This window comes from Pseudomonas allokribbensis, assembly GCF_014863605.1.
In the GTDB taxonomy this organism is placed as follows: Bacteria; Pseudomonadota; Gammaproteobacteria; order Pseudomonadales; family Pseudomonadaceae; genus Aquipseudomonas; species Aquipseudomonas allokribbensis.
Genome location: NZ_CP062252.1, coordinates 913,717 through 932,528, shown reverse-complemented (window position 1 = coordinate 932,528; position 18,812 = coordinate 913,717). Strand labels below are relative to the sequence as shown.

16 protein-coding genes and 2 tRNA genes are annotated in these 18,812 nt (G+C 58.4%); 1 reads left to right on the top strand and 17 read right to left on the bottom strand.

Translation table 11 applies throughout. The features are described from left to right. Nucleotides 1–10: 10 nt before the first annotated feature. The 10 genes from nusA to rlmE all read right to left on the bottom strand — a co-directional run bounded on the left by nusA (nt 11) and on the right by rlmE (nt 8,584). Nucleotides 11–1,492, bottom strand: a complete 1,482-nt coding sequence (nusA, locus tag IF199_RS04100; RefSeq protein ID WP_003221546.1) for a transcription termination factor NusA — start codon at nt 1,490–1,492, stop codon at nt 11–13. Nucleotides 1,493–1,539: 47 nt separating this feature from the next. Next, on the bottom strand, nt 1,540–1,998 hold the full coding sequence (gene rimP / locus IF199_RS04095) for a ribosome maturation factor RimP (RefSeq protein WP_039769696.1): 459 nt from the start codon (nt 1,996–1,998) through the stop codon (nt 1,540–1,542). Between the two features lie 138 nt (nt 1,999–2,136). Next, nucleotides 2,137–2,213: transfer RNA gene (locus IF199_RS04090), tRNA-Met, on the bottom strand. A 97-nt stretch (nt 2,214–2,310) separates the two neighbouring features. Then, nucleotides 2,311–2,396 (bottom strand) — tRNA-Leu (locus IF199_RS04085). A gap of 22 nt (nt 2,397–2,418) precedes the next feature. Further along, a complete protein-coding gene (secG, locus tag IF199_RS04080; protein WP_057398830.1) occupies nt 2,419–2,802 on the bottom strand; it encodes a preprotein translocase subunit SecG in 384 nt (127 codons plus the stop codon). A 4-nt stretch (nt 2,803–2,806) separates the two neighbouring features. After that, nucleotides 2,807–3,562: a triose-phosphate isomerase gene (gene tpiA / locus IF199_RS04075; RefSeq protein ID WP_192559752.1), complete on the bottom strand. Its 756-nt coding sequence runs from the start codon at nt 3,560–3,562 to the stop codon at nt 2,807–2,809. A 65-nt stretch (nt 3,563–3,627) separates the two neighbouring features. After that, nucleotides 3,628–4,965 carry a phosphoglucosamine mutase gene (gene glmM, locus IF199_RS04070; RefSeq protein WP_102619399.1) on the bottom strand — a complete coding sequence of 446 codons (1,338 nt, stop codon included), beginning with the start codon at nt 4,963–4,965 and terminating at the stop codon, nt 3,628–3,630. Nucleotides 4,966–4,981: 16 nt separating this feature from the next. Next, a complete protein-coding gene (gene folP / locus IF199_RS04065) occupies nt 4,982–5,833 on the bottom strand; it encodes a dihydropteroate synthase (RefSeq protein WP_192559751.1) in 852 nt (283 codons plus the stop codon). Nucleotides 5,834–5,841: 8 nt separating this feature from the next. Next, entirely contained in the window at nt 5,842–7,752 is a 1,911-nt protein-coding gene (ftsH, locus tag IF199_RS04060; RefSeq protein WP_085711849.1) for an ATP-dependent zinc metalloprotease FtsH, read from the bottom strand. Between the two features lie 202 nt (nt 7,753–7,954). After that, on the bottom strand, nt 7,955–8,584 hold the full coding sequence (gene rlmE / locus IF199_RS04055) for a 23S rRNA (uridine(2552)-2'-O)-methyltransferase RlmE (protein ID WP_102619397.1): 630 nt from the start codon (nt 8,582–8,584) through the stop codon (nt 7,955–7,957). A gap of 101 nt (nt 8,585–8,685) precedes the next feature. Here rlmE and IF199_RS04050 point away from each other — a divergent pair, with 101 nt between their 5' ends. Then, nucleotides 8,686–8,994 (top strand): YhbY family RNA-binding protein, encoded by a 309-nt coding sequence (locus IF199_RS04050; RefSeq protein WP_085698388.1) that lies wholly within the window; start codon nt 8,686–8,688, stop codon nt 8,992–8,994. Between the two features lie 9 nt (nt 8,995–9,003). Here the strand turns inward: IF199_RS04050 and IF199_RS04045 are convergent, their stop codons facing one another. The 7 genes from IF199_RS04045 to dnaK all read right to left on the bottom strand — a co-directional run bounded on the left by IF199_RS04045 (nt 9,004) and on the right by dnaK (nt 18,811). Next, nucleotides 9,004–9,408, bottom strand: coding sequence for an MFS transporter (locus tag IF199_RS04045; protein ID WP_192559750.1), 405 nt, complete (start codon nt 9,406–9,408; stop codon nt 9,004–9,006). Between the two features lie 28 nt (nt 9,409–9,436). Beyond that, nucleotides 9,437–9,913, bottom strand: a complete 477-nt coding sequence (greA, locus tag IF199_RS04040; protein WP_096819323.1) for a transcription elongation factor GreA — start codon at nt 9,911–9,913, stop codon at nt 9,437–9,439. 2 nt (nt 9,914–9,915) lie between these two features. Further along, a complete protein-coding gene (carB, locus tag IF199_RS04035) occupies nt 9,916–13,137 on the bottom strand; it encodes a carbamoyl-phosphate synthase large subunit (RefSeq protein ID WP_096818824.1) in 3,222 nt (1,073 codons plus the stop codon). Between the two features lie 126 nt (nt 13,138–13,263). After that, nucleotides 13,264–14,400, bottom strand: a complete 1,137-nt coding sequence (gene carA, locus IF199_RS04030; protein ID WP_096818820.1) for a glutamine-hydrolyzing carbamoyl-phosphate synthase small subunit — start codon at nt 14,398–14,400, stop codon at nt 13,264–13,266. 257 nt (nt 14,401–14,657) lie between these two features. Next, nucleotides 14,658–15,464: a 4-hydroxy-tetrahydrodipicolinate reductase gene (gene dapB / locus IF199_RS04025; protein ID WP_085729543.1), complete on the bottom strand. Its 807-nt coding sequence runs from the start codon at nt 15,462–15,464 to the stop codon at nt 14,658–14,660. 9 nt (nt 15,465–15,473) lie between these two features. Beyond that, the gene (gene dnaJ, locus IF199_RS04020; protein ID WP_085711856.1) at nt 15,474–16,598 is read right to left on the bottom strand and encodes a molecular chaperone DnaJ; all 1,125 of its coding nucleotides are present in this window, start codon (nt 16,596–16,598) and stop codon (nt 15,474–15,476) included. A gap of 296 nt (nt 16,599–16,894) precedes the next feature. Next, entirely contained in the window at nt 16,895–18,811 is a 1,917-nt protein-coding gene (dnaK, locus tag IF199_RS04015; protein ID WP_096818817.1) for a molecular chaperone DnaK, read from the bottom strand. Nucleotide 18,812: the final 1 nt, after the last annotated feature.

The window sequence follows — 18,812 nt, the reverse complement described above, 5'->3', positions numbered from 1 at the left end:
CCGCGCCTAATTACTCGAACCAGTGGGCTCGGGCGGCCATGATCAACTTGCCGGCACGATCATCGTCAATGCCGTCGATGTCGAGCAGGTCGTCAATAGACTGCTCGGCCAGGTCTTCGCGGGTAATTACGCCGCGCACCGCCAGTTCCATCGCCAAATCCTTGTCCATACCCTCAAGCGAGAGCAGGTCTTCGGCCGGATGGGCGTCTGCCAGCTTTTCCTCAGTAGCGATGGCTTTGGTCAACAAGCGATCCTTGGCACGAGCACGAAGCTCGTTGACGATGTCTTCGTCAAAGCCGTCGATGTTGAGCATTTCTTCCAACGGTACGTAGGCAATCTCTTCCAGGCTGGTGAAGCCTTCGTCAACCAGCACCTGAGCCAGCTCTTCGTCGACTTCCAGCTCGTCGATGAAGTTGCGCAGGATGTCGCCGGTTTCCGCTTGTTGCTTAGCCTGGATGTCCGATTCGGTCATCACGTTCAGGGTCCAGCCAGTCAGCTGGCTCGCCAGACGCACGTTCTGACCACCACGACCGATGGCCTGAGCCAGATTGTCTGCGCCAACGGCGATGTCCATGGCGTGGGCATCTTCATCAACGATGATGGCCGCCACTTCTGCCGGCGACATGGCATTGATCACGAACTGCGCCGGGTTATCGTCCCACAGGACGATATCGACACGCTCGCCACCCAACTCGCCCGACACGGCCTGGACGCGCGAACCGCGCATACCGATGCACGCGCCCTGCGGGTCGATGCGTTTGTCCTTGGAGCGGACAGCGATCTTGGCGCGCGAACCCGGATCACGGGAAGCGGCCATGACTTCGATGAGGCCTTCAGCGATTTCCGGCACTTCGATACGGAACAGCTCGATCAGCATTTCCGGCGCGGTACGCGACAGGATCAACTGCGGGCCACGGTTCTCGGTGCGGATTTCCTTGAGCAGCGCACGCAGACGCACGCCAACACGGAAGGTTTCGCGAGAGATGATGTCTTCACGGGCCAGCAACGCTTCAGCGTTATTACCCAGGTCGACGATCACGTTGTCGCGGGTCACTTTTTTCACGGTGCCGGAGATGATTTCTCCCAGGCGCTCGCGATAAGCGTCAACCACTTGAGCGCGCTCGGCTTCGCGCACTTTCTGCACGATGACCTGCTTGGCGGTCTGCGCAGCAATGCGGCCGAATTCGATGGATTCGATCTTTTCTTCGACGACGTCACCAACCTTGGCGCCAGGATGCGTTTCAGCAACCTTGCTTGGCCAGGTTTCGATGGCCGGATCATCGAGATCATTCTCTTCGACGACCGTCCAGCGACGGAAAGTTTCGTAAGAACCGGTGTGGCGGTTGATTTCCACACGCAGATCAACTTCGTCTTCAAAACGCTTTTTGGTAGCAGTGGCCAGAGCCAGCTCCAGCGCTTCAAAAATTACGCTTGCCGGTACGCCCTTTTCATTGGATACCGACTCAACAACCAGCAGTACTTCTTTGCTCATCGTACGCCTCGCCTTTCGCAAGCCATTGGATCCGCGGGATCCGCGTCTCAGTCAAAACTGGGAATAATGTTGGCCTTGTCGATCATATCGATCGGCAACAGGAATTCATGGTCATCTACCTGCACCACGACATCCTGTTCTTCTACACCGCGCAGAAGGCCCTGAAAGTTGCGTCGTCCTTCAAAAGGCGAGCGCAGCTTGATCTTCACTTGTTCACCGACATATTTGGCAAACTGCTCAAGAGTGAACAGTGGGCGTTCCATGCCTGGCGAGGAAACTTCAAGGGTGTATTCAACGGATATCGGATCTTCAACATCCAGCACACCGCTGATCTGACGGCTGACGATGGCGCAATCGTCCACCAGTACGCCGCCTTCCTTATCGATATAAACGCGCAACATTGAGTGGCGACCTTGAGCCGAAAACTCAATACCCCAGCATTCATAGCCTAGGGCCACGACCACCGGGGCCAGCAAGGCCTGCAACTCTTCTAGCTTGCTCGACACCTGAACCCCCTCGTGCATGTATGTGCATGCTATGCAAAATAAAAAAATGGGCGAAACGCCCATCCTTGAAACGCCGTCGAACAGCGGCGTTGAAAGTGTCCAGCTAACAAAAAGCCCCTTAAAAGGGGCTCCTTAAACTGGTTGCGGGGGCCGGATTTGAACCGACGACCTTCGGGTTATGAGCCCGACGAGCTACCAGACTGCTCCACCCCGCGACAAAGCTGGGGCGGAAGTATACGACCGATCCCCAGTAGGGTCAATGTAACCTTCCACCTGCAAGAAAGCCCGCAACAGCGGGCTCTCCTGACTAATTGGTACCGAGAAGGGGACTCGAACCCCTACACCCTATGGGCACAACCACCTCAAGGTTGCGTGTCTACCAATTCCACCACCTCGGCAATACTACGTTTGAAACCCTTCTTACTTCTGCTCTTGAGCTGGAGGTACGTCAGTCGCTGGAGTAGCCGACTTTTGCTCTTGAAGCACCGGGACATCATCAGAAGCCGGTTGTTGCTTTGGAACTTCCAACACTGCCGGGTTTGGCAAACCTGCCTGAGTCAGCTGATGAGCCTTCTCTTTAGCAAAGTATCCTAACCCCAAGCTGGTCATGAAGAAACCGGCGGCAAGTATAGCAGTAAACTTACTAAGAAAGGTAGAGGAACCTTGGCTTCCGAACACAGTATTTGAAGCACCTGCTCCGAAAGACGCGCCAGCGTCCGCACCCTTACCCTGCTGCAGCAAAACCAGAGCAACTACGCCCAATGCACCCAGCAGATGAAAAACGACTACGACTGTTTCCAGCATTTTTTCAGTTTCCCGCGGCGCGACAGATCGCACCGAACTCATCTGCATTCAGGGAAGCTCCACCAATGAGCCCCCCATCGATATCCGGCATGCCGAACAGTTCGACCGCATTGGCCGCCTTCACGCTGCCGCCGTATAGAAGCCGCACACCTCGTGCGACTTCAGAATTCTCTGCCGCCAACTGCTCGCGAATGGCCTTATGCACATCCTGAGCCTGTTGCGGCGTTGCAGTCAGCCCGGTACCAATGGCCCAGACCGGCTCGTAAGCGATCACTGCATTGGCAAAAGCACCGACACCCAGCTCCTCTATGATACAGCCCAGCTGACGCCCGACAACCTCAAGAGTTTTTCCAGCTTCGCGTTGCTCCAGGGTCTCCCCTACACACAACACCGGAATCAAGCCACATGCCTGCGCCGCTGCGAACTTGCGATTCAGCATCCCATCTCGCTCGCCCATGATCTGGCGGCGTTCGGAGTGCCCGACAAGCACCAGGGAACAACCTGCATCCACCAACTGACTCGGTGCAACTTCACCGGTCAATGCACCTTGCATCGATTCCACCGCAGAGTTCTGCGCGCCGACCGAAATCGACTTTCCTTTCAAGCCATCAATCACTTGATTGATATGCAGACAAGGCGGGAATACCGCGACATCAACACCGCTTGGCAAGGCCAGATGACGAAGGCCGTTGATCAGCTCAGCGACGCTGGCGCGGGTACCGTGCATCTTCCAGTTACCAGCTACCATAGGGCGACGCATGCTGTACCTCGTCGGTCAAAGTGGGCGCAGATGTTACCCAACACAATCATGGCTGGCAAGCCGTATCAGGCAGAAACTTCAGTTACCAGTTTTGCCAGTTCTTCGGCATAGCTGCGAACCTGTGCTTCATCCTCGCCTTCGACCATGACACGCACCAGAGGCTCTGTCCCGGACTTGCGCAGAAGCACACGGCCACGACCCGCCATCGCCTCGGTTACACGCTTGCTGGCTTCCTTGACAGCCGGGTGGTCGAGCGGACTGTCGCCGCCGCCAAAACGCACATTGATCAACACCTGAGGACACTTGCGCAGCGCCTGGCGGGTTTGCGCCAGACCTTCGTTGCGGGTTTTCAATGCCATCAACACCTGCAACGCCGCGATGATCGCATCACCCGTTGTGGTGTGATTGAAGCAGACGACATGCCCGGAGTTCTCACCACCGACCAGCCAATCACGCTCCAGCAACTCGGCAATCACATAACGGTCGCCGACATTTGCGCGCACAAAAGGAATACCCAGATCCGCCAGGGCCAACTCCAGACCCAAGTTGCTCATCAGCGTACCGACCACGCCGCCCTGCAACTTGCCGCGCTCATGCAGATCGCGCGCGATGATGAAAATCAGCTCATCGCCATCAACAACCGCACCGGTGTGATCAACCATCAACACCCGATCACCATCGCCATCGAAAGCGATACCCAGGTCGGCGTGTTCGGAAAGCACCGCCGCCTGCAACGGCCCCATGTGCGTCGAGCCACAGTTGTCGTTGATGTTCAAGCCGTTGGGCTGGGCGGACAACACCACAACCTCGGCGCCCAACTCACGGAAGACGCTCGGCGCGACCTTGTAGGTTGCTCCGTGCGCGCAGTCGATCACGATCTTGAGACCGGCAAAACTGGTGTTGGTCGGCACGCTGCTCTTGCAGAACTCGATGTATCGACCGGACGCATCGTTGATTCGCGAGACCTTGCCGATCTTGCTCGACTCGACGACTGTCATTGGAGTATCGAGCAGCTCTTCGATCATCAGCTCCAGCTCATCCGGCAACTTGGTGCCGCGACCGGAGAAAAACTTGATGCCGTTATCGTCGTGAGGATTGTGCGAAGCACTGATCACGATACCGGCCTCAGCCTGGAATGTGCGCGACAGGTAAGCGATAGCAGGCGTCGGCATCGGCCCGAGCAGCATCACGTCGGCACCTGCCGATGTGAGACCGGCTTCCAGAGCCGACTCGAACATATAACCGGAAATTCGTGTGTCCTTGCCAACGAGCACCTTGCAGGCGCCCATTTTTCGGAATGCCATCCCTGCTGCCCAGCCAAGCTTGAGCATGAAATCCGGAGTAATCGGGTACTCACCGACGCGACCACGAATACCGTCGGTACCAAAGTATTTCTTGCTCATAAGTGCTCCATCATTCTTATTCGGCTGATTCCACGGCCGCGATCATCCGCACGACATCCACCGTCTCTGCCACATCATGGACGCGCAATATACGCGCGCCCTTGACGGACGCCAGTGCAGCCAGGGCCAAACCACCATACAGGCGCTCGCCCACAGGGCGATTCAGTGCCTGCCCGATCATGCTTTTTCGCGAGACGCCGACCAACAGAGGTCGCCCCAATGCATGAAGGGCATCCATATGCCTGAACAAGCTTAGATTGTGCTGCAGGGTTTTGGCGAAACCGAAGCCAGGATCGAGAATGATCCGCTCCGCAGGTATGCCAGCCGACGCGCATCGCTCCATACGCTCGGCGAGAAACTCACCCACTTCCCGGGTGACATCCTGATATTGCGGGTTGTCCTGCATGTCACCAGGCTCACCCAGCATATGCATCAGACAGACCGGCAACCCCGTGGCCGCAGCGGCATCCAGCGCACCGTCACGCCGAAGCGACCGCACGTCGTTGATCAACCCGGCACCCAGGCGTGCGGTTTCCCGCATGACGGCTGGAGTCGACGTATCGACAGAGATGATCACATCCAGCTCACGATTGATCAGTTCCACGATTGGCGCCACACGCTCCAGTTCCTCAAGCGGTGAAACCGCTCGCGCACCAGGCCGCGTTGACTCTCCGCCGACATCAATCAGCGTCGCGCCAGCCAACACCATCGCCTCGGCATGACGCAAGGCCGCATCAAGCTGGCTGTATCGGCCACCATCGGAGAAGGAATCGGGAGTGACATTGAGAATGCCCATGACATGCGTCCGGGCCAAATCAAGAACCCGGTTGCCGCAAGGCAACCGGGTCAGGGACTGTACAGAAGTCATTTCAAACCTTAAACGTCAGCAGCCGGACCGCCAATCGGTGTTTCCGGACGCTCATCCTGAACCACCGGAGGAGGCGTGCCAGTGCCGGTGCCACCCGACCAGTCGCGAGGTTCGCGTGGCGTGCGACCCGCCATGATGTCGTCGATCTGTTCGGCATCGATCGTCTCGTACTTCATCAGGGCATCAGCCATGGCATCGAGCTTGTCACGGTTGTCCGTAAGGATCTGTTTGGCGGTGCCGTAGCACTGATCGATGATGCTGCGCACTTCCGAGTCGATCAACTTCGCGGTTTCACCCGAGAAGCTGGCGTTCTGACCACCGCCGCCACGACCCAGGAACACCTCGCCCTCCTCTTCCGCATACATCAACGGACCGAGTTTTTCAGACAGGCCCCACTTGGTCACCATGTTCCGCGCAATCTGACTGGCACGCATGATGTCGTTGGAGGCGCCGGTCGTCACACCGTCGAAGCCCAGGGTCATTTCTTCAGCGATACGACCGCCGTACAGCGAGCAGATCTGACTGATCAACGCACGCTTGGACAGACTGTAGCGATCTTCTTCCGGCAGGAACATGGTCACACCCAGCGCACGACCGCGCGGGATGATCGACACCTTGTAGACCGGATCATGCTCAGGCACGACGCGACCGACAATGGCGTGGCCGGCTTCGTGATAAGCCGTGTTCTGCTTCTCTTTCTCGGACATGACCATGGATTTGCGCTCGGCACCCATCATGATCTTGTCTTTGGCCAGTTCGAATTCCTTCATCTCGACAATGCGCTTGCCAGCACGGGCAGCGAACAGCGAAGCCTCGTTGACCAGGTTCGCAAGGTCAGCACCGGAGAAGCCTGGAGTACCACGAGCGATAACAGCTGGAGCAACGTCGTCACCCATTGGCACTTTACGCATGTGCACTTTGAGGATTTGTTCGCGACCACGGATATCCGGCAGACCGACCACCACCTGACGGTCGAAACGACCCGGACGCAGCAAAGCAGGGTCCAGTACGTCAGGACGGTTGGTTGCCGCGATGACGATGATGCCGTCATTCATTTCGAAGCCGTCCATCTCGACCAGCAACTGGTTGAGAGTCTGCTCACGCTCGTCGTGACCGCCGCCCATGCCAGCGCCACGATGGCGACCAACGGCGTCGATCTCGTCGATGAAGATAATGCAAGGTGCGTGTTTCTTGGCCTGTTCGAACATATCGCGAACGCGGCTTGCACCGACACCGACGAACATTTCGACGAAGTCGGAACCGGAAATGGTGAAGAACGGCACTTTGGCTTCGCCGGCAATCGCCTTGGCCAGCAAGGTTTTACCGGTACCCGGAGGACCGACCATCAGTACACCGCGAGGAATACGGCCACCCAGACGCTGGAACTTGCCCGGATCACGCAGGAACTCGACGAGCTCGCCGACCTCTTCCTTGGCTTCGTCGCAACCGGCAACGTCAGCCAGGGTGGTTTTCACCTGGTCTTCGGACAGCAGGCGCGCCTTGCTTTTGCCAAAGCTCATCGGCCCACCCTTGCCACCGGCACCGCCCTGCATCTGGCGCATGAAGAACATGAACACCGCGATGATCACCAGGATCGGGAAACTGGCCACCAGAAGCTGGGTCCAGATGCTTTGCTGCTCAGGCTGCTTGCCTTCGACCACGACGTGGTTGTCGACCAGGTCGCCGATCAGGCCATTGTCCTGAATTGCCGGACGAATGGTCTTGAAGCTGTCGCCATCGTTGCGCTTGCCGGTAATCACGTAGCCGTCGACGGCCACGCGCTCGACCTTGCCATCCTTGACCTGCTGGATGAAGTCGGAATAGTTGAGGGTCTGCGGCTCGTTAGGGCTGGAGAAGTTGTTCATCACCGTCACCAGGACAGCCGCGATGATCAACCACAGGATCAGATTCTTTGCCATATCGTTCAATTAACTACCCTCTGAAGCAAGCTCCGCTACTGGCGCGCGCTTCGCATGATATTCACCGGCCTAACTTACTACATTACCTACAGCTCTGGCAGGCGCCGTCTGTAACCCTTTGTGAAACACTTTCTACACAATATTCGCTTATGCGCGCGGGGCGAAATACGAAAAACCTATCACCCCGCCAAAAAACCTCGTTTTACTCGCTACGACCGCGATAACCCCAAGCCAGCATATATTGCTCTCGGGAGCTGCCACGGGAAGAGTCCGGCTTGATCATCTGGATCTTGTCGAATTTCCGACGAGCATCCTTCAGGTAAACATCAAACCCTTCGCCCTGAAAAATCTTGATCACGAAATTGCCACCCGGCTTGAGTATCCGCTCCGCCAGATCAAGCGCCAGTTCGCAAAGAAACATGGCTTTTGGCATATCCACTTCAGGCGTACCACTCATATTGGGGGCCATATCGGAAATCACAAGGTCCACCTGCGAATTACCCACGGCCTCAAGGATCTGAGCGAGCACTGCGTCCTCGGTGAAGTCACCCTGGATAAAGGTCACGTCCGGAATGCTGTCCATTTCCAGGATGTCCGAGGCGATCAGTCGCCCCTGACCACCGATCAGCCGACTGGTGACCTGCGACCAGCCACCAGGCGCCGCGCCGAGGTCGACGACGCTCATGCCCGGACGGATCAGCTTGTATTTCTCCTGGATCTCCAGAAGTTTGTAACTCGCACGCGAGCGGTAGCCATCCTTCTGCGCTTGCTTCACATAGGGATCGTTGACATGTCGTTTCAGCCAACCAAGGCTTGTCTTGGAACGCGCCATTGGGCACCTCGTTGATTAGGGTCGTGATTAATTGGGCGGATCCACGAGCCCTCGGGTAAAATGGCCGCCATTTTACAGAATCCAGACGAAAGGGTCAGATTATGCCGCTCACTCCAGAGCAGAAGAAACAGTACAAATCCATCGGTCACCACCTGAAACCAGTTTTGACTGTGGCTGACAACGGTTTGACTGAGGGTGTTTTAGCCGAACTCGAACGCGCATTGGCGGATCACGAGCTGATCAAGATCAAGCTCAACATCCTCGATCGCGAAGCACGCCTGGCGTCCATTGCAGAGCTGTGCAAGGTCGGCAAGGCCGATCTGGTTCAGGTCATCGGCAAGATGGCACTGATTTACCGCAAGAACTTCAGCGTCAACAAGCAGCTGTCGAACGTCCATCGCTTCAAGTGATGGCAAGGGTCAAGGGTGTGCTTCGCGCACCCTGCCACTCCATCCCGGCACCGGCTGCAACACCAGCACCAGCCCGGAAAACCCCAGAACAAGATAGCTGAACACCTGCCAGCGCTGCGCATCCGGCCAGCCGACACGCACTGCGATATACATCGCACTCGCATACAACGCCATCAACAGCACTTGCCCGCGAAAATCCCGCCATAGACTGGCAAGGCCTTCGGCCTGAACCAGCACCAAAGCCTGAAAAATCACGCACGCGGCGGCGAAACCCACCACCGGCACTTCAAACGCACTGGCGACTTCGTCGATCAGCAGCGGCGCCAGGCCAATCTTGCCCAGCACCGGCCGCAGACCAAGGTGCACCAGCCATAATCCGCCGACCCACAACATCTGGGTCAACTGCCAGAGCATGGCGCCCGCATGCAGCGGGCGCCCTGTTTCAGATGTGACGGACTTCGACAATCTCGTACTCGATAACGCCACCAGGCGTTTTCACGGCAACGACGTCGCCCTCTTCCTTGCCGATCAGGGCACGGGCCAGAGGCGAACCGACCGAAATCTTGCCGAGTTTGAAGTCTGCTTCATCCTCACCAACGATGTGGTAAGTGACGCTCTCATCAGTCTCGACGTTGGCGATTTCAACGGTGGTGCCGAAAATCACTTTGCCCGTGTGAGGAATGGTCGTGACATCAATCACGACCTGATTCTGGATCCGGCCTTCGATGTCACGGATGCGCGCCTCGACCATGCCCTGCTGTTCGCGGGCAGCATGGTATTCAGCGTTTTCCTTCAAGTCACCCAACTCGCGGGCCGTACCGATGTCCTGGCTGAGCTTCGGACGAACGACCTTGGTCAGGTGAGTATGTTCTTCTTCCAGGGCGCGAGCGCCCTGAACAGTCATCGGGTACTTGGTTATGCTCATGCCTTCAATCCTGCGTGTAGATCCTGCAAGCGGCGTACGGTCTTCTCGGGACCGAACTTCAGCGCTTCGCAGATAGCTTCGCCAGCAGCAATGGTGGTGGTGCAGTAAATCTTGTGCTGCAGGGCGTTGCGGCGAATGGAATAAGAGTCGGCGATCGACTGACGACCTTCGGTGGTGTTGATGATCAGGGTGACTTCGTCATTCTTGATCATGTCGACCACGTGCGGACGACCCTCGGTCACCTTGTTCACGCGACGCACTTTCAGACCTGCGGCTTCAATCAGCTTGGCAGTGCCGGCAGTGGCGACCACTTCGAAGCCCAAGTTGATCAGATCACGGGCCACGCCCGCAACCAGCGGCTTGTCGTCATCACGTACGCTAATGAATGCGGTACCGCCGGTCGGCAGCACTTCGCTCGCGCCCATCTGGGCTTTGGCAAAGGCTTCGCCGAAGGTGTCGCCGACGCCCATCACTTCACCGGTGGACTTCATCTCTGGGCCGAGGATCGGGTCAACGCCAGGGAATTTGGCGAACGGGAACACCGCCTCTTTCACGCTGTAGAAGTTCGGGATGATTTCCTTGGTGAAGCCGATTTCCTTCAGGGTCTTGCCGGCCATTACGCGGGCAGCAATCATCGCCAGGGAAACACCGATGCACTTCGATACGAACGGCACGGTACGGGAAGCACGCGGGTTGACTTCGATGACGTAGATGTCTTCGCCTTGCAGCGCCAACTGAACGTTCATCAGGCCGACCACGCCCAGTTCCAGGGCCATTTTCTTGACCTGTTCGCGCATCTCGTCCTGGATGTGCGCCGGCAGCGAGTACGGCGGCAGCGAGCACGCGGAGTCACCGGAGTGAACGCCCGCCTGTTCGATGTGCTGCATGATCGCGCCGATCACTACATCCTTGCCGTCGCAGACCGCATCCACGTCCATCTCGATGGCGCAGTTGAGGAAGTGGTCGAGCAGCACTGGGCTGTCGTTCGACACTTGCACCGCGTCACGCAGGTAACGCTTGAGTTCTTCTTCCTTGTAGACGATTTCCATCGCCCGGCCGCCCAGTACGTAGGACGGACGCACCACCAGCGGGTAACCGATCTTCGCGGCAGCGCGGACGGCTTCGTCTTCGCTGCGCACGGTAGCGTTTGGCGGCTGACGCAGGTTCAGGCGCTCAACCATCTGCTGGAAGCGCTCACGGTCTTCGGCACGGTCGATGGCGTCAGGGCTGGTGCCGATGATCGGCACGCCGGCCGCTTCAAGTGCGCGAGCCAGTTTCAGAGGCGTCTGGCCACCGTACTGGACGATCACGCCTTTCGGCTTCTCGACGCGGCAGATTTCCAGCACGTCTTCCAGGGTCACCGGTTCGAAGTACAGACGGTCGGAAGTGTCGTAGTCAGTGGACACGGTTTCCGGGTTGCAGTTGACCATGATGGTTTCGTAGCCGTCTTCGCGCAGGGCGAGAGCGGCGTGTACGCAGCAGTAGTCAAACTCGATGCCCTGGCCGATACGGTTCGGACCACCACCCAGAATCATGATCTTGTCGCGACCGGACGGCGCTGCTTCGCACTCTTCCTCGTAAGTCGAGTACAGGTAAGCGGTGTCGGTGGCGAACTCGGCGGCGCAGGTGTCGACGCGCTTGTAGACCGGGAACACTTCCAGTTTTTGACGGTGAGTGCGCAGGTTCTTCTCAGTGACGCCCAGCAGCTTGGCCAGACGCTGATCGGAGAAGCCTTTGCGCTTGAGCTTGAACATCAGGTCGCGGTCGATAGCGGACAGACCGAGGGTCTTGACCTTCTCTTCGTCCTTGATCAGATCTTCGATCTGCACCAGGAACCACGGGTCGATCATGTTCATGCCGAAGATTTCTTCGACGGTCATGCCGGCGCGGAAAGCGTCCGCCACGTACCAGATACGCTCGGCACCCGGAACGGTCAGCTCGCGCTTGAGCACGCTCATGCTTTCCGGATTGCTCAGGTCGACTTTCTCGTCCAGACCGCAAACGCCCACTTCCAGACCGCGCAGGGCTTTCTGCAGGGATTCCTGGAAGGTACGGCCGATGGCCATGACTTCGCCTACCGACTTCATTTGAGTGGTCAGGCGAGCGTCAGCGTTGGCGAACTTCTCGAAGGCGAAGCGCGGCAGCTTGGTCACGACGTAGTCAATGGACGGCTCGAAGGACGCCGGGGTCTTGCCGCCGGTGATGTCGTTCGACAGCTCGTCGAGGGTGTAGCCGACTGCCAGTTTGGCTGCGACCTTGGCGATCGGGAAACCGGTGGCTTTCGAAGCCAGGGCCGACGAACGCGATACACGCGGGTTCATTTCGATCACGACCATGCGGCCGGTGTCCGGGCAGATGCCGAACTGAACGTTGGAACCGCCGGTCTCGACGCCGATCTCGCGCAGTACCGCCAGCGAGGCGTTACGCAGGATCTGGTATTCCTTGTCGGTCAGGGTCTGGGCTGGAGCCACGGTGATCGAGTCACCGGTGTGCACGCCCATCGGGTCGAAGTTTTCGATCGAGCAGACGATGATGCAGTTGTCCTTTTTGTCGCGGACAACTTCCATTTCATATTCTTTCCAGCCGATCAGCGATTCGTCGATCAGCAGTTCCTTGGTCGGCGACAGGTCCAGACCACGGGCGCAGATTTCTTCGAACTCTTCACGGTTGTAAGCGATACCGCCACCGGTGCCGCCCATGGTGAAGGACGGACGGATGATGCACGGGAAGCCCAGGCGCTCAAGCACCGCGTTGGCTTCTTCCATGCTGTGGGCGATACCGGAACGCGGGCATTCCAGGCCGATGGACTTCATCGCCTTGTCGAAACGCGAACGGTCTTCAGCCTTGTCGATGGTGTCGGCGTTGGCGCCGATCATTTCCACGCCGAACTTCTCCAGAACGCCTTCGCGCTCCAGGTCCAGGGCGCAGTTCAGAGCAGTCTGGCCGCCCATGGTTGGCAGCACCGCATCCGGACGCTCTTTTTCGATGATCTTGGCAACAGTCTGCCACTTGATCGGCTCGATGTAGGTGGCGTCGGCCATGTCCGGGTCGGTCATGATGGTGGCCGGGTTGGAGTTCACCAGGATGACGCGGTAACCCTCTTCGCGCAGGGCTTTGCAAGCCTGGGCGCCGGAGTAGTCGAATTCGCAGGCCTGGCCGATAACGATCGGGCCAGCGCCGAGAATCAGGATGCTTTTAATGTCTGTACGTTTTGGCATGGGTTTGTCACTCAAATCCGCAGGTCAGTCGGCAAGCCGTCTTGATCGATTTCTGAAGTCCCGAGGGGGCCGCCGGTTTCGGGGCCGCCCTCGAGGGGCTTCTCGCTACAGTCTCAAGGCGAACGCTTAGCGTCGCTTGGCCATCTCGTTGATGAAGCGGTCAAACAGTGGCGCCACATCGTTCGGGCCCGGGCTCGCTTCAGGGTGACCCTGGAAGCTGAACGCGCTCTTGTCGGTGCGCTCGATGCCTTGCAGGGTGCCGTCGAACAGCGATTTGTGGATCGCGCGAACGTTGGCTGGCAGGGTCGCTTCGTCAACCGCAAAACCGTGGTTCTGGCTGGTGATCATCACGACGCCCGTGTCCAGATCCTGTACCGGGTGGTTGGCACCGTGGTGGCCGTGGCCCATTTTCAGGGTCTTGGCGCCGGAGGCCAGAGCCAGCAGCTGGTGGCCGAGGCAGATACCGAAGACCGGAATTTCGGTTTCCAGCACTTCCTTGATTGCCTTGATCGCATAGTCGCAAGGCTCCGGGTCACCAGGGCCGTTGGACAGGAACACGCCGTCCGGCTTCAGGGCCAGTACGTCGGCAGCCGGGGTTTGCGCCGGCACTACGGTGACGCGGCAGCCGCGCTCGACCAGCATGCGCAGGATGTTGACCTTGACGCCGTAGTCGTAGGCAACCACGTGGTAAGGCAACTCGGAGGCTTCGATGGTCGCGTGGCTGTCGGTTTTCAGATCCCAGACAGTGGAGCGCCACTCGTATTGGGTCTTGGTGCTGACGACTTTCGCCAGGTCCATGCCCTTCAGGCCCGGGAAGCCTTGTGCGGCAGCAATGGCAGCGGCTTCGGAGATGTTGTCGCCGGCCATGATGCAGCCGTTCTGTGCGCCTTTTTCACGCAGGATGCGAGTCAGGCGACGGGTGTCGATACCAGCGATCGCCACAACATTGTTGGCTTTCAGGTAGTCGGACAGGGACATCGTGTTACGCCAGTTGCTCGCTACCAGCGGCAGGTCACGGATGACCAGGCCAGCGGACCAGACGCGGTCGGACTCGGCGTCTTCCGGCGTGGTGCCGGTGTTGCCGATGTGCGGGTAAGTCAGGGTAACGATCTGTTGGGCGTAGGAAGGATCGGTAAGGATTTCCTGATAGCCGGTCATTGCGGTGTTGAACACCACCTCACCAACGGTCTGACCGTCGGCTCCAATGGCTTCGCCGCGAAAAATGCTGCCATCAGCAAGGGCGAGTATGGCTGGCTTAGTCAAGAAGACCTCCCGTAAATAACGCATGAAAGGGCAATCGCAGGTTGTAAAAAAGCGGAGTGACGTATGGACACGTCACCCCGCTTCTTCACTGAATTATTCTGCGCGCTTTTAGTGGACACACTAAAGCTGTAGCTTACAGAAAAAGGGATTTTTGGTCTACCGCCAATGAGCCTGAAAGGCCGGAGAATGCGACAGGGCGTCGCCGGGCGGAGTAAAACCGGCGCAAACAGGGCGTTTGCGCCGGGTTCAAGCAAGGCTCAACGCAAGTCGAGCACGTCCTGCATGTCATAAAGACCGGGCTCGCGAGCATCCAGCCACAGCGCCGCACGCACGGCACCCTTGGCGAACGTCATGCGGCTCGAAGCCTTATGAGTGATCTCCAGACGCTCGCCTTCACAAGCGAACAGCACCGTGTGATCGCCCACGACATCACCACCGCGAACAGTGGCGAAACCGATGGTTTCACGCTCACGCACACCGGTATGACCTTCACGACCATAGACCGCAACCTTCTGCAGATCACGATCCAGCGCACTGGCGATCACCTCACCCATGCGCAGGGCGGTGCCCGACGGCGCATCGATCTTGTGACGGTGATGAGCCTCGATGATTTCGATGTCCGCGTCATCACCCAGCACACGGGCTGCCATGTCGAGCAGTTTCAGCGACAGGTTGACGCCAACACTGAAATTGGCAGCAAACACGATCGGAATATCCTTGCCCGCCTCGGCCAGCAACTGCTTCTGGGCAGCATCCAGACCGGTGGTGCCGATCACCATGGCTTTACCGGCCTTACGGCAGAACGCCAGGTTTTTCAGCATGACTTCCGGCAGCGTGAAGTCGATCAACACATCGAACTCTTCCGCTACCGACTCCAGGTTACCGGACAGCGGCACGCCGATTCGGCCGAGCGAAGCCAGCTCACCGGCATCCACCCCGATCAGCGTACTGCCAGGGCGGACAATGGCGGCCGTCAAACCGGTCAGCGGCGCGCGCTGCTGCACGGCCTCGACCAGAATCTTGCCCATGCGCCCAGCAGCGCCCATCACAGCTATACGTCGCATGCCGACTCCTTACAGATCGCCGAAGAAGCGCTTCACGCCATCGAACCAACCGGTGGTTTTCGGCGAGTGGCTGTTGTCGTCCGCCAGGGAGCTGCGGAATTCTTCGAGCAACTCACGCTGACGACGATTCAGGTTGACCGGGGTCTCGACCGCTACACGGCACATCAGATCACCTGCACCGCCACCACGCACCGGCGCCACACCTTTGCCACGCACACGGAATTGCTTGCCGGTCTGAGTCCCCTCGGGGATCTTCAGCTTGACGCGACCGTCGAGGGTCGGGATTTCCAGCTCGCCACCCAGCGCCGCATCGACAAAGCTGATCGGCACTTCGCAGAACAGGTGCTTGCCGTCACGCTGGAAGATCGCGTGCTCGCGCACGTTGATCACCACGTACAGGTCGCCAGTCGGCCCACCCTGAGTACCCGCCTCGCCTTCGCCGGACAGACGAATGCGGTCACCGGTGTCGACACCGGCCGGCACTTTGACGGAGAGGGTTTTGTACTCTTCGACGCGACCGTCACCGTGGCAGGAGTCGCACGGGTCGGAAATGATCTTGCCCTGACCATGGCAGCGCGGGCAGGTCTGCTGCACGGAGAAGAAGCCCTGCTGCATGCGCACCTGGCCGATGCCGCCGCACGTCGGGCACGTCGATGGCGACGAACCTTTCTTGGCGCCCGAACCATCGCACGGCTTGCAGTTGACCAGCGTCGGAACGCGGATATTCACGGTTGTACCGCGCACCGCTTCTTCCAGGTTCAGCTCCAGGGTGTAGCGCAAATCGCTACCGCGCTGGGCGCCGCCACGGGAACCGCCGCGACCGCCACCGAAGAAGTCACTGAAGACATCGCCGAAGATGTCAGAGAAGTTCTGACCGCCAAAGCCTGCACCGCCGCCGCCCATGCTCGGGTCGACGCCGGCATGGCCGTACTGATCGTACGCCGCACGCTTGCTGGAATCGGACAATACTTCGTAGGCCTCGTTGGCCTCCTTGAACAGTTCTTCCGACGCTTTGTCATCGGGATTACGGTCCGGGTGATGCTTCATCGCCAGACGGCGATAGGCCTTTTTCAGGTCTGCTTCGCTTGAGCCGCGCTCAACACCCAACACTTCGTAATAGTCACGCTTTGCCATAAGTCTTTGCACTCTTAAGGACGTTCGGCAAACCCCTCCTGAGCTTCGCCAAACTCGTTGAGCCCCAATACAGGCCCGGACCCAACTCACGTCAATTCAACGATCCTGGTCTTTGATTCATGCGGCACTTTCAGCTCGAAAAGCAGGAGCATTTCCGGCCATGCCACCAACACACGAAGCTTGTCGCATGCTGTAAAAATTCGCGTATTCCAGATACGCCAACGCGGGAGCAAGCTCCCGCGCGGCGACATCCTACCAGTCAGTGCCCAAAGGCAGTCAACCGGCCGACCAACAACTTACTTGTGGTCTTTGACTTCTTCGAACTCGGCATCGACAACATCGTCAGCCTTTTCAGCTTTCTCTGCGTGCGGAGCCGCGCCTTCGGCAGGCTGAGCCTGTTCGGCGTACATCTTCTGGGCAACCGGCGCGGAGACTTTCGACAGCTCTTCAATCTTCGCTTCGATGGCAGCCTTGTCGTCGCCTTTGACAGCAGCTTCCAGGGCAACCACGGCCGCTTCGATTGCAGTTTTCTCTTCTGCAGTCACTTTGTCGCCAGCGTCGGTGACCATTTTGCGAGTCGAGTGAACCAGCGCGTCACCCTGGTTACGGGCACCGGCCAGTTCTTCGAACTTGCGGTCTTCCTCAGCGTTCAGCTCGGCGTCGCGGACCATCTTCTGGATTTCTTCATCCGACAGACCGGAGTTGGCCTTGATGGTGATCTTCTGCTCTTTGCCGGTCGCCTTGTCTTTCGCGCCGACGTGCAGGATGCCGTTGGCGTCGATGTCGAAGGTCACTTCGATCTGTGGCACACCACGTGGCGCTGGTGGAATCTCGGCCAGGTCGAACTTGCCCAGGGACTTGTTCTGTGCGGCTTGCTTGCGCTCGCCTTGCAGCACGTGAATGGTCACGGCGCCCTGGTTGTCGTCGGCAGTCGAGAACACTTGCGATTTCTTGGTAGGAATCGTGGTGTTTTTCTCGATCAGCGCAGTCATCACGCCACCCATGGTTTCGATACCCAGGGTCAGCGGGCTGACGTCGAGCAGCAGAACGTCTTTCACGTCACCGGCCAGAACGGCGCCCTGGATCGCAGCACCCATGGCAACGGCTTCGTCCGGGTTGACGTCTTTACGAGCTTCTTTACCGAAGAAATCGGTCACCAGCTTCTGTACCAGCGGCATACGGGTCTGACCGCCGACCAGGATCACGTCGTTGATCGCGCCAACGTCGATACCGGCGTCTTTCATGGCGATGCGGCAAGGCTCGATGGTGCGCTGAACCAGGTCTTCAACCAGTGCTTCGAGCTTGGCACGCGAGATTTTCACGTTCAGGTGCTTAGGACCGGTGGCGTCTGCAGTGATGTACGGCAGGTTCACGTCGGTCGACTGAGCGGACGACAGCTCGATCTTGGCTTTTTCAGCGGCTTCTTTCAGGCGCTGCATGGCCAGCGGGTCACCCTTGAGGTTCATGCCGCTTTCTTTCTTGAATTCGTCAACGAGGTAATCGATCAGACGAATGTCGAAGTCTTCACCGCCCAGGAAAGTGTCACCGTTGGTGGCCAACACTTCGAACTGGTGCTCGCCATCAACTTCAGCGATCTCGATCACGGATACGTCGAAAGTACCGCCACCCAGGTCGTAAACGATCACGGTGTGATCGCCCTTGGCCTTGTCCATGCCGTAAGCCAGAGCGGCTGCGGTTGGTTCGTTGATGATACGTTTTACGTCCAGACCGGCGATGCGGCCGGCGTCTTTGGTCGCCTGGCGCTGACTGTCGTTGAAGTAGGCCGGAACGGTGATCACCGCTTCGGTCACAGCTTCGCCGAGGTAGTCTTCGGCGGTCTTCTTCATCTTCTTCAGAATTTCAGCCGAGATTTGTGGCGGCGCCATTTTCTGGCCGTTCACTTCAACCCACGCGTCGCCGTTGTCAGCCTTGGCGATTTTGTAAGGCACCATCTGAATGTCTTTCTGTACGACTTCTTCTTCGAAGCGACGACCGATCAGACGCTTTACCGCGTACAGGGTGTTGTGCGGGTTGGTCACGGCCTGACGCTTGGCGGACTGGCCGACCAGGATTTCGCCATCGTTGGCGTAAGCGATGATCGAAGGCGTGGTACGCGCGCCTTCGGCGTTCTCGATAACTTTGGCCTGGCCGTTTTCAAGAATGGAGACGCAGGAGTTGGTAGTCCCCAGGTCGATACCGATAATTTTGCCCATG